Below are 12,932 nucleotides of genomic sequence, written 5' to 3'. Positions count from 1 at the left end.
GATAAATTCTTAAAAATTTGTTAAATATTTTTATAAATGCCTTACTAATAAATAACTTTGACTAATAATTTTTATTATGCTATTAATACAAAACTTCTCAGAAACCTTCATAGAAGCCGGATGCGACGAAGTCGGAAGAGGCTGCTTGGCCGGGCCTGTGGTTGCTGCTGCGGTAATTGTCGATAAAAATTTTAAGCAAAATTTAGTTAACGATTCTAAAACGTTAAATTTTCAGACAAGACAAAATCTGGACAGCTATATCCGCGAGAATGCAGTAGATTTTGCAATAGCAGAACTACCTCCTGAGTTTATCGACCAGCATAATATTCTCAATGCAAGCCTGCACGCCATGCATCTTGCGCTCGATCAGCTCAAAACAAGGCCTGAACTGATTTTGGTAGATGGTAACAAGTTTCATCCATATAATTACATTCCACATCATTGTATTATTAAAGGGGACAGCAAATATCTTTCAATCGCAGCTGCATCTATTTTGGCGAAAAACTACCGTGATAATCTGATGATAAGACTTCATGATGAATTTCCCGATTATGGATGGAATACAAACTTTGGCTATTGTACGAAAACACATCAAAAAGCTTTGAAAAAATTCGGGCCGAATATCCATCACAGAAAATCTTTCCGCCTGGATTATGATGTGGAAATCTAACACACCAAATCGAAAACTAAAAAACCCATAATTCAATTAATATTTTAAAGTAAATTAAAACCATTTGATTTAATTTCATCAGATATCTTTACATCGAACGAAGGACGAACATAGGATATAGAAAGGACGAACAAACCCAAGTTAAAAATTTACACTTTCAGATCCTTGATTTTCATTGTGTTTCTTTTGTCTTGATTATTGTATCATATTTCTTTTATCTTTGTTTACTATGCAAAACTCATATACAGTCATCAATGCTTCGGCTGGTTCCGGCAAAACTTACACGTTGGTTCAGCGGCTGTTGATGATCTGCCTTAGATTTCCGAATCAGCCGGATGCGATCAGGACTATTATTGCATTAACGTTTACGAACAAAGCTGCCAACGAAATGAAGGAAAGAATCCTTTTCTATCTTGGTGAGTTTGTGAAAGAAAACTATTCCGAAAATCAAGACCTTAAAAACATTCAAAAAGCGCTCTCAGAACAAGGATATCGAATCACATTAGACGATTTGAGACATCGTTCTCAAAAAGTTCTCGATTATATTTTACATCACTACTCTACGCTTAACATTGGCACGATTGATAAGTTCAACTCCAGATTAGTCAAAAGTTTTTCTTATGAATTAGGATTGGCTCAGAACTTCAACCTGGAGATTCAGCCGGAACCTTACCTGATAGAAGCGGTGGACAAAATGCTCGATGAAATTGGAGAAGACGAAACAGTTTCAGACGCTTTTATGGATTTCGTTAATTATAATCTGGACAATAATGAACGGGTCAATCTGAATCAAACCCTTTATAATTCGGCGAAGAAATTTGTGAATGATATTCATTACCAGCCTTTGCAGGAAAATAAGGATTTTGAATGGCAGGCTTATGAAAACAAGAAAAATGAGTTGCGGAAAAAAATCAGTGATAACAGAATCCAATCCTCGCAACTTGCGACACAAGCTTTAGAATTAATAAAAACCCGAGGAATTGATATTGAAGATTTTGCTCAGGGAAAAAACGGTTTAGGCGGTTTTTTCCAAAAGGTTCAGGATTTTTATAACAAAAAGCGAGACGGATTTCCTTTTCCTTCCAACGAAGATTCTGCATTGACAACTTACTTTAAAGGTGCTGCTGCAAAATCAAAGCATAAACAAAGTGACATCGAGGAAATCCTGCCGCAACTGATTTCCTGGCGAAAAGATATTATCGACCTTTATATCGATTCTCAGAAAAAAGAAAAAATCCTGGAAGCGATTCTGCCTTTGAAGGTCAACGCCGACATCCAGAAAAAGCTGTTGGAAATCGAAGAAGAAAACGATTTGGTTTTGCTTTCGAAATTTAATATTATCATTAATGAAAATCTTCGGAATGAGCCTTCCGCTTTTATTTATGAAAAAGTAGGAACGCAGTTTCAGCATTATTTTTTTGATGAATTCCAGGATACTTCGGCAATGCAATGGCAAAATTTTTTACCACTGCGTGATAACAGCATCACTTCAGACAATACGAGTTTCACAATTGTCGGCGACCCCAAACAGAGCATCTATAGATTCCGTGGTGGCGAAAGTGAACTGATGCTGAACATCATCAATCAAAAAGAAATCACGCCAAAATTTGCAACCGCTGAACACCTCAGATTCAATTGGCGAAGCGCTAAGAATATTGTCGATTTCAATAACCGGTTGTATGATTTTATGTCTAAGGCTTTGAATGATGAGCATAAAAAAATCTTTAGTGAAAATGCTGTTCAGGAAGCACAATCGAATCTGGAAGGCCGAGTCAAAGTTCATCTTTTGGAAAACTCGGTGAAATCTGTTTTTTATGAAGAATCGGCAGAAAAAATGAAAAATGATATTCAGGAATGCCTGAATAATGGATTCTCATTTTCAGACATCACGATTCTTTGTCGTGGAAACAATGATATTTTTAATTATTCCCAACTATTAGGAAATCTGAAAGTTCATTATAACGGAAAAGAAACCCATATCAAAACCATCTCCGAGAAAGGATTGACATTGGACTTATCATTTACAATCAAGGCTTTAATTGAATTCCTGAAATGGGAAATCAATTCGAAAAACCGCCAGTTTCTGGTGAAAATGATGTACTTCCTGAATGTTTCCGGCAGAATCACAATGACGGATTTCACCTCTGAAATCAAAACCATTCTGAACCTGGAATCGAAGTCAGAAATCGAAAATTATATTGATACTCATTATCATATCAAATTGGTTCAAAATGATGTGCCGCAACTTAATCTTTATAATTTCATCGAATATTATGTTCAGGAATTCTCTGTTGAAAATAAGGAAACAGATTTCCTTCTGAACTTTCTGGAAATGTTGTTCAATTACACGCAAAACGCCGGCGCAACGTTGAAGGAATTTCTGAAATTCTGGGATGATGAAGCTTCGAAAATCAGCATTCAGGCGAGCGAGAATATTGATGCCGTTCAGATTATGACGATTCATAAAGCTAAAGGTCTTGAGTTTCCTGTTGTTTTTATCCCGATGAGGAACGAAAACAGCGATAAAAAATTCTCCGAATGGTACGATCTCAACAGTGAAGATGAATTGAAAACCGTGATTTTGACTCAGTTTTCTTCCGAGCTGGAAACGTATGACGAAGATCTAGCGCAGTTCAATTTTGAAAATTCTTACCGGAATAAAATTGACCGTTTTTGTATTCAATACGTTGCAACTACAAGACCTGTGGAACAGCTTTTCCTGTACCTGGAAAAGCCGAGCAAATCTTCTAATCATCTTGAATTATTTGATTTTGTGACAGAGATTCAGCCGACAGAGAACGGAGAAAAATTAGATTCGTTTGATATTTTCCCTGTTACTGATTTAAGAAAACAAAAACGGAAAAAGAAAAAAGAGTATCTCTCAGAAAATATCAATTCGATTTCCCAGAAAACAGAAAGAGCTTCGAATATAGAAATTGCTACCACTTCCAAAAATTATCAAAACCGTGTAGAACACGTGCGAATGGGAATTTTCACGCACGAGATTTTGTCTAAAATCAAAACTAAAAAAGATGTTTCCAAAGTTCTGAACTCTTATCTTCTGGACGGCGTTATTACGAATGAAGAAAAAAAATCTATACTGGAAAGGATTGAAAATGTTCTTACTAATGCTAACTATTCCGCTTATTTTGAAGACCATCTGAAAATCATCAATGAAAGAGAAATGTTTGCGACAGAAAATGAGCAATTCAAAACGTATCGTCCGGACCGATTGGTAGAAACGGAAAATGGCATTATCATTGTGGATTTCAAGACCGGCGAGGAAAAAGACAAAGACCAAAAGCAAGTTGAAATTTATAAAAATAAGCTGGAGCAGTTTGGCAAGAAAGTCATCAAAACAGACGTGATCTATATATAAACAAAATCCCGAGAAAATAATTTCCCGGGATTTGCTTTTTATTTCTTAACGGCTGTTACAACCTGGCCTTCCATCTTCGTGATATTATCGAAGATCTGCTTGAATGCCGGATAATATTCTTTCGGATAAACGGGATCTTCAACCGTAGTTGTGGTTTCCACAGTCAGCTTATTTCCTTCTTGAGTCACTTTATAGACATATTGGATTGCACTGTCCTCTGTTCTGAATTTCTTGGATTTTGGCACATTCTCAAAAGCATAACCGTCCGGTAAAGTAATGGTCACTTTTTTGATCTTATCATAACCTGTGTAAAGCTCAATAGGTGAACGACGTTCTTCGGTCTGATCAAAATCATGAGACTTGTTATAGAGGAATAACAATGGATTGAAAACCAACTTACCGCCAATCCCGTCCACAAAAGAATCGGAATCGAAATCAAAACTAGTCTGGAAATCATTATTATCCAATAATTCTGTTTTGATGTTTGTAAAAGGAAATGTATAACGGTCTTTGTAAGATTCTTTTTGATAAGCAGTTTTATCTTCATTATATTTCTCGTTGTTCATCATTGCATACAACATTGTATCTTTATCTGAAAATGAACCTTCAACCGTTCCGTCCGGATTTAACTTTGCATCAACCGTAAGATAAGTTGTGCTTTTCCCTGGGCAAAAAATATTTACTTTTTTAGCTTCTTTCTCCGTCATCACATATCCATTATAATTAAGTGCGTTCGGACGGATAAGATTCGGGAGCATCATCTTTGATGTGGCATCATAAATAACGGCTTTTCCTCCAATATCCAGCAAAGCCAAAACATAATTAAGTTGGTTCAAAGAGGGAGAATGATCCAGTAAGAGCCCTTTTCCTATTGTAGATAACACGATTGGCTGAGCATCTAAGCCTACACTTCTCATTAACAAGATCATCAACAGATTGATCTCGCCAGAACTTCCCACTTTGGTTTCTAAAAGATTTTTAATTCCTTTACCATCTTCCGCTCCTACAGTATAATAATTGTTCCAAGTATAATTTTTCTCTACAAATTTCTGAATTGCAGCCGCTTTTTCAGCAGGAGAAGAGATATTCTTAATATCAGCAGGAAGCAGCTCTTTTACCAAAGATTTCTTTTTCAATTGTTCTCCAAAATATTCGGAGTCATACAATTGCTTGCGGATATCGTTCCAGCTTACTGCGTAAGACTTGAATCCTCCTAAATCACCAGATTCATAAGCTCCTGGTACTCTTGTAATATTGGTAGAATTAAGCTCTGCTCTTATAGATGTTCTATAGTTATCCAAATTATGAACATATTTCTCATCTCTGTAAGGCGGAATATTCTCATACCCAAACCTATAAGTATAATATTCTCCTCCGTAGATGTTTTTATCAGCAACATCTCTGTTTTTTGGTGTTAGGCTTCCTTTATAATCGATGTTGAATCCAAGATATTTTGGAAAATCCAAAACATAATCAAAACGGCGCGTGGGGACATTATCTTCTACAGTAACCTTATCTACGGACCAAACATAAGGTGACAAAACAGAATATTTGTATTCTACAACAGAACCGTCTTTCACATTTTCGAAAGCAAACTTAGTAACTGTATAGTATTTAGATTCTTTAGATTTGTATTTAGAGTTTTTTTCAACAGTTGTAGTTTCTACTTTGCCGTTAACAAGATTATAGGTATAAACTTTAAGAGAAGTTACCTTTTCCGATTTGTTATTTTTACCATCATAAGTATAGATTTCCTGATTAAGGAATTTTTCTGCCTGATCTTTTTTATAAATCTTTATACGGCTTACAACATCCAAATTGAGTTCTCCATCAGTTATATAATAATGATAAGATTTATAAAGAATTTCTGCTGCTTCTGAAGGATTTTTTGAATAAGTAGTCGATTTTAGATCTTCATTATCCAACTTTGGAACGTCAAGAAATTTGTATTGTGCAAAAATTGGAAGAACTGCGCCAATCAGTATCAATTGTAAAATTTTAGTTTTCATTATCTGGTTTTTATTAAAGTTTTGTTATAAGTATTTTTGTATGATCTAATTTATTTGCTTTTTTTCTGAAATTAATATAATCCGAAATCTTATCCGGAGGAAAAGTACCTTTCTTTAGCATAAATTTTCTCTTAACCAAAAGCTTTTTATCCTGATTTACAAATTCCATAGAAAAACTTCCGAACTCAGAATCAAGAGTTGCAGGAGCTAGATTTTCAGAAAATTTGTAGTTTTCGGGAATTGTATATTCTATCTCATAATCATCCGTGAATCCAAATGGAATCTCAATTGGAAGTTTTCTATCTGTACTTTCCAAGTAAAAATCGGAATCTAAAAACGGGATCGCTCTGAAATATATGTCAGATCCTAGTGACTTGGAATAGTTATTTGCTTTGAAGTTTAAATCAAAATTTATTGTTGCTTCAGTTCTGTCATTTTTCAAATTTGTTACATCGATATTAGAAAACTGGAGATAATCATACCGCTTTCTCATAGCATCTTTTTGATCTGCCGGCGATAGAGAAACCAATGGTAAAAATATATCATACATCCCTCCTGAGAAATTAAAACTGGAAGAAACGCTCAATGTATTATCCGCTGAGATATTGGCTTTTATTTTTAAAATCTCCTTATTATTTTCTGATAAAGACTTCGGTGTATCAATGATCTCCGCTGTGTTATCTTTTACCATGATCACATTTCTGTCCATAGTTGTATAACTCAAATGGTTGAAAGCTATATTTTGCGAAGTATTTTCCAACCAGATATTTCCATTCTCTGTCGGTACGCAAAGTATGATGTGATTGCCATCCATTTTCGGGAAATCTTTATCAAAAGTTTTCGCCGTTTTATCACTATAAATTACAGAATAATAAGAAGGAATTCCTGCAGCTTTCAAAAGAACTCTCATATAATTGGTCAAAGCTTTGCAATCGCCGTAACCTTTCTTTCTAACATCATCCGCAGACATCGGCTGCCAGCCGCCAATTCCGATTGCAACAAAAACATATCGTGTTTTACTTTGCATGTATTGGTAGATTTTCTGGACCTTTTCAGAAACAGTTCCGCTAAGATTAAGAGCATTTATCTCTTGCTGAATTTCCGGCGTCACAACTGAAACGGGATCCAGTAAACCTTTATACCAATTCGCAAAACTGTTCCAGTTGGAAAAATCGCCACAAATACCTTTCAAACAGGCTTTATCTAATGCGAATTCTACTTTGGACACAACAACTTTTTCATCTGGGGAATAATTTTCATCTTTATAAGCCGGAAGATTTTTGTAAGCCGCTTTTAAATACTGATCAGATTCCGATATCTCTGCTTTTCCAAAAGATGTTTCTGTGACTTTTTTACGAAGTTTAATCCCTGATTCATTTTTGAATTCCACACTCCAGTTTTGTACTGAAACGTTTTCATCCATATAAGGTTGTAATACGGGAAGGAATACCGTGTCTGATGACCTCTCTGTGTAAGAAGTTTCTATAGTATAAGGATAAACCGGATGAATGATTCTCATTTTCAAAGCTCTGTCATCAGAATATAGATAGGAATCATTTGACTGGCTGACATCATTAAGATCACTCTTAGAATAGGTTTTAATTTGTTTCCCATTCTCATCCAGAATTTTGATTTTAATATCAGAAATTTTGCTGTATTTATCATAAGGGATATAAACGTACGAAACGCTTTCACCTGCTTTGTTCAATATAGAAATAATGATTTTCTTCTTTAGTTCAATATTATCTTCAGCTTTGATAACATATTCGGAACTAATATTGCGAATTACAGCATTCGCATCTTTTTTAAGTTCTTCCGGAATTTCGGATATCGCGTAGTTTTGTGAAAACGTCCTGACAGAAATTAACACCAATAGGGTTATTAGTTTTTTCATCTGTGTAATTTTAAATCAATTCTCCGCAGCAGGATTAAAAACTCTTTGAGCCAGTTCCTGATCAAAAAGATATAATGCAGACGGATTATCTTTTACCATTTTGATTTTTGTTACTAAAAGTGATGCACTGGATTCTTCTTCTACCTGCTCATTGATAAACCATTGCAAAAAGCTTGTCGTTGCAAAATCGCCTTCATCATTAGCTGCTTTTACGATATTGAAAATACTTTTTGTTACCAATCTCTCATGTTCCAAAGCTTTTTCAAAAATCTCCTGAGCATTATTGAATTCATGCGGAGGTTTTGGAACTTCGTTCAGAATAATTTTTCCACCAATATCATGAACATAATCAAACATTTTATCCGCATGCATGAGTTCTTCTTTAGATTGTACACGGAAATAGTTGGCAATACCCTCAAGATCCTGAGAATAAAACCAGGCACTCATAGATAAATAAAGCTGTGCCGCATATTGTTCCTTTGTTATTTGTTCATTAATTAATGTAATAATAGTATCGCTAACCATAAATGTTAAATTTTTCCCAAATATAAAAAAAGAGCGGCTTAAAAAACCACTCTTTCATAAAATTAACCACTAAATAATAACTTACTTCACTACAGCTGTTTCCGCGCTTTTTCTATTTTGGAATTGTTCCCTTCTTTCTGCCATTTTCTTAGCTTTCATCTCTTGGAACTTTTTGTATTGGTCAGGAGTTAGAATTTTTTGCATGTCTGCTTCATTCTGTTTCATCTTTTGCATTCTGTCTTCTTTTTTCGCTGTCATTTCCTGCTTTCTTTCGGCAGCTTTCTGTTCGTGTAACGCCTTGATCTGGGCAACCTGAGCATCAGTAAGATTCAGCTCTTGTTTCATCTTTTGGAGTCTTTCTGCTTTTTTCTGTTCAAAGTCCGCTTTTCTATCCGTTGTTTGAGCAAAACTGAAAACACCTAATCCAAGGAATGCCACACTTAAAATTAATTTTTTCATTTTTTAATTGATTTAAATATTAATAAATTTTTATTTGTTAGTTTGATTTGTTAATAATTATAAAGTTAATCAATGATATTGTTAAATAATTATAAATTTTAATTTGATTACCTTGAAACAAATCTATTTCCCGAATTTCTATTACCGTTCTCGGATCTTGGAGAAGAGTTCCTTTGGTTGCCATTGCCCCTGTTTTCAATTCTTCTTTCAGAATTCTGATTTTGTCTGATTCCGCCTTGGTTTCTGATCCCATCTGATTGAATTGGTGAACGATCCTTTCCAAAACCATTTCCATTTCTTATTCCACCGGAATTTCTAATCCCTTCTGGTTGAACTTGTGGGCGATCATTATTTTCGAAACCGCCATTTCTTATTCCTCCGGCATTTCTGACACCATTGTTCTCATTAGATCTGATTCCTTCACTTTGAGAATTTCTTATTCCACCCCAGCCGTTTCCGTTTGACCCGCTTCTTGAATTATCGTTTCTGGTTCCGTTATTTCTATTTGGCTGAATCATATCCTGATTCCTGCCAATACTTCTGAAACCATCTCTGAAATTGTTTCTGTCAACTCTGTAGATGTTGATATTCACATTTCTATAAACTGGTCTTACAGGATATCGTCTTGCATAGAAGTTGACACAACGGTTTCTGTAATATACAAAAGGGCTTCTTCCCCGGAAATAAACATTTTGATAAACAACGAAGATTCTTGGCCCTAATATATTTTGTAAAGCAAAAAACCTGTCATAATACCATCTGTCCGGATTCCATCTGTAATAGGCATTCCAGGCAGCATAAGATGCAAATCTATTATTCAGCATCACGATCTGATTGATCTGAAAAGGACTCAAGCGGTATTGAATAAAAAACTGATCCCAATTAACAGAGAAAACAGCATTTCTGTAATCATTATAATAACCCTGGTAATACTGATCCGGATAATAATCCGCAGGATAGTTGTAATAATAATCATCCGGATAATCATATGAATTATCATAATATTCGTAACCATTATAGTCCTGAGGATAAGTATCGTAATAGTCCTGGGCAAATGTCATGCTTCCTAAAATCAAAGCAAGTCCTAAAATTATCTTTTTCATTTCTTTTATTTTAACTAATTAAAACAGAAAATTCATATCTGTGATTCTGAACTTTCTATCTTTTGGATATGAACGAAGAAAAAAAGTTAAACCAAGACTTATATTTGAATTAAAAATAGATTCGAAAACCTATTTTAGCATTGATAATCAGACTAATAATTTTCAACAAAAAAAAGCCCTTCAAAAATTTGAAAGGCTTTAAAATTTATTTTTTAGAATTAATATCGGTCGCTATTTTCAACCCAACTTGCAATTTTTTGATTGAATTTGTCTTTAGTTTTCAAATCTTCCAAGTTCAGGTGTATCCTGTATCGCCAGTAATGTGGAAAAACAGCAGGATTATTGATTCTTTCTTCATCCATATTCGGATTCATCAACTCTTCATCCGTTGCCAAAAATTCCTGAATCGGAAAGATTGCCAGCATTGCATCTGTATAAAGATGTTGCTTCATTATGATTTCTGACAATTCCGGGGACAAATCCCAAGGTGCTGTACCATATTGACCTAACTGATTGTTAAAATATTTTTGAGTCAAATTTCTATCCTCATGCCACCATTGTCTCAGTGTAGAGCTGTCGTGAGAAGAAGCTGTAACAACATTAAGATAACTTACATTTTTTGGGTCGTACCAAGCGATATTTTCCGAAGGCATTCTCTGAACTTTCAAAGCGGTAATCGCTAATTTATCCATTACAACAGGAACTGAATCCGGAACCAAACCTAAATCCTCACCACAAATCAACATCGTTGTAGAATTCAGTAAAGCCGGTAATTTTTCCATTGCTTTCTGATACCAAAGTCCATCCTGACGTTTGAAAAAATAATCATTATAAAGGTCAAGCAATTTCGCTTTTTCCCACTCCGGAAGATATTTGAACGAAGTTGTCTTAGCAATGTTAAACCTTGGATGATAAACGATTCCATTTTCTGTTTCCTCTGTTAAGAATAGAACATTTCCAGCCAGAGAAATCAATTTTTCTTCTGCCCAGTCCCAAGATTCTTTTTTGAAATAATCGGTTAATTTTCTCTGCGTATCAAATTCCGGTTTGAAAGTGTAAACGCCATTATGATGATTATCAAAGAAACGGCTCTGAACTTTCTCTTTAAACTCGCCAAAGTTTTCCCAAAGAATAGGATCATTCACAAATGGCTTAACATATCTGTCGAAACTGAAAGGGATTTGTCTATCCGCAAACTCTTTTTCTGTAACAGGAAGGGCTGGGTAAAAATAACCTAACAATCCTTGAGTCGCAGAAATTGGCATTCTCCAGATTCTGAAAAATCCAAGAATGTGGTCAATTCTCATCGCATCAAAATATTGTTCTAAGACTTTGAAACGTTTTTTCCACCACTGATAACCATCGGCTTTCATCACTTCCCAGTTATAAGTAGGGAATTCCCAGTTTTGTCCCAAATCCGAAAATTGATCCGGCGGCGCACCAGCCTGGAAATCCATCCCGAATAATTCCGGCTCTGTCCAGGCTTCTACAGAATGTCGGTAAATCCCAATCGGTAAATCTCCTTTTACGGAAATCCCCAAATGATGAAGATATTCCACAGCATCCTGTAACTGCAGATGCAACTGATACTGAATCCACGCATGAAGCATCAATTGAGAATATTCTTTATGCTTTGGAGAATAAAGCGTTGCTACTTTTCCCGCCACATATTTTTTATGCGTCTTCCATTCGTTAAAGTTGGGCGTTTTGTATTTGTCTCTCAAAACACAAAATGCAGAGTAAGGCATTAACCATTCTTCATTATCTTTAATGAACTTTTTGAAGTTTTTATCTTTTAGAATCGTGCCTTTATTCTCTTCGAAAACTGCTTTTGCATATTTCCATTTTCCGGAAATCATCTGCTCGTAATCAATCAAAGACAACGCATTTAGTTCCGCTTTTTTCGATTGATAATCTTTCACCAAATCCTTTGGCAAAGCATATTCTAATTTTTCAATCGAAAGATATTGCGGATGAAGTGCATAAACCGAAATCGCTGCGTAAGGATAAGAATCTGTCCAAGTGTAATTCGCAGTCGTATCATTAATCGGTAAAATCTGAATCACAGAAAGCTTGGTTTCATTAGCCCAATCGCCTAATTTTTTGATATCAGGAAATTCTCCAACTCCGAAACCGTCTTCCGTTCTCAAAGAAAAAACAGGAACTGCAACACCTGCAGAATGCCAAAGCGTATGGTTATCGAATTTGAAATAATGGTCCGCTTTCACATAAAGAATATCTTTGTTCGGATTTCCGAAAACCCAACGATTTTCGCCTGGTTCAACATAAAAAACCTTACCCGTATTTTTATCTTTAATTGCGTATTTGTAAAGAATCGTTTGATGAGAATTGATTTCTACGCCGGTTTCCCAAACACCGTAATCAGTTTCATTCAGTTCAATTGCTTTTTCATAATCCCAATTTCCCAAAGCGTCTACATTTCCAATCAAAACCAATTTCCAATTCGGATGATAAAGCGGCGCTTCTATTCGGAAAAGATGCGTGTGTTTTTTGACAACCGGTTGTTTTGCCGGCTGAAAACCTTGTAAACGGTTGTGAAGGATTTTGTTGGTCAGATAATTTTCGGGGAAATTTTTAAGATTCCATTGGTCAAAAATTACAAATTCTTTGAAGCTATTAGGCAAATTAAGTCTATGAAAAGGAATCTCTTCGTCCAAAACTTCACCATCTTCGGTTACAACAAGATATTTGTAGAGAATTGATTTGGAAAAATAATCAATTTCAGAGGTCCAGTTGTTATTTTCGGAATAGTTCAGGCTGTAATCACGATGCTCATTTTTATCGTCAAATAGGCGCAAAATGAGCCGCTGGCCAACTTTTGTTCCGAAGTTAACACTAAAGTATAGTTTCATTTATTAAGGTCTATTAATAT

At 35.1% G+C, this 12,932-nt stretch carries 8 protein-coding genes; 2 read left to right on the top strand and 6 right to left on the bottom strand.

Annotation, left to right across the window (positions count from 1 at the left end):
• Positions 1 to 76 precede the first annotated feature (76 nt).
• A complete protein-coding gene (gene rnhB / locus QOL71_RS11950) occupies positions 77 to 670 on the top strand; it encodes a ribonuclease HII (RefSeq protein WP_283417136.1) in 594 nt (197 codons plus the stop codon).
• Positions 671 to 899: 229 nt separating this feature from the next.
• On the top strand, positions 900 to 4,049 hold the full coding sequence (locus QOL71_RS11945) for a UvrD-helicase domain-containing protein (RefSeq protein ID WP_283417135.1): 3,150 nt from the start codon (positions 900 to 902) through the stop codon (positions 4,047 to 4,049).
• 38 nt (positions 4,050 to 4,087) lie between these two features.
• On the opposite strand, the gene QOL71_RS11940 is transcribed toward QOL71_RS11945, so the two are convergent.
• The 6 genes from QOL71_RS11940 to QOL71_RS11915 all read right to left on the bottom strand — a co-directional run bounded on the left by QOL71_RS11940 (position 4,088) and on the right by QOL71_RS11915 (position 12,912).
• Entirely contained in the window at positions 4,088 to 6,058 is a 1,971-nt protein-coding gene (locus tag QOL71_RS11940) for a DUF3858 domain-containing protein (protein WP_283417134.1), read from the bottom strand.
• 13 nt (positions 6,059 to 6,071) lie between these two features.
• Positions 6,072 to 7,952 (bottom strand): DUF3858 domain-containing protein, encoded by a 1,881-nt coding sequence (locus QOL71_RS11935; RefSeq protein ID WP_283417133.1) that lies wholly within the window; start codon positions 7,950 to 7,952, stop codon positions 6,072 to 6,074.
• 15 nt (positions 7,953 to 7,967) lie between these two features.
• A complete protein-coding gene (locus tag QOL71_RS11930; RefSeq protein WP_283417132.1) occupies positions 7,968 to 8,477 on the bottom strand; it encodes a ferritin in 510 nt (169 codons plus the stop codon).
• An 81-nt stretch (positions 8,478 to 8,558) separates the two neighbouring features.
• Positions 8,559 to 8,936 (bottom strand): hypothetical protein, encoded by a 378-nt coding sequence (locus QOL71_RS11925; protein ID WP_283417131.1) that lies wholly within the window; start codon positions 8,934 to 8,936, stop codon positions 8,559 to 8,561.
• Positions 8,937 to 9,043: 107 nt separating this feature from the next.
• A complete protein-coding gene (locus QOL71_RS11920; protein ID WP_283417130.1) occupies positions 9,044 to 10,039 on the bottom strand; it encodes a hypothetical protein in 996 nt (331 codons plus the stop codon).
• A 218-nt stretch (positions 10,040 to 10,257) separates the two neighbouring features.
• Entirely contained in the window at positions 10,258 to 12,912 is a 2,655-nt protein-coding gene (locus QOL71_RS11915; protein WP_283417129.1) for a 4-alpha-glucanotransferase, read from the bottom strand.
• Positions 12,913 to 12,932: the final 20 nt, after the last annotated feature.

Origin of the sequence: Epilithonimonas pallida (genome assembly GCF_900182975.1) — a bacterium.
GTDB classification, from domain to species: Bacteria; Bacteroidota; Bacteroidia; order Flavobacteriales; family Weeksellaceae; genus Epilithonimonas; species Epilithonimonas pallida.
Note: the sequence above shows the minus strand (reverse complement) of the source record. Positions and strands in the feature narration are given on the sequence as shown.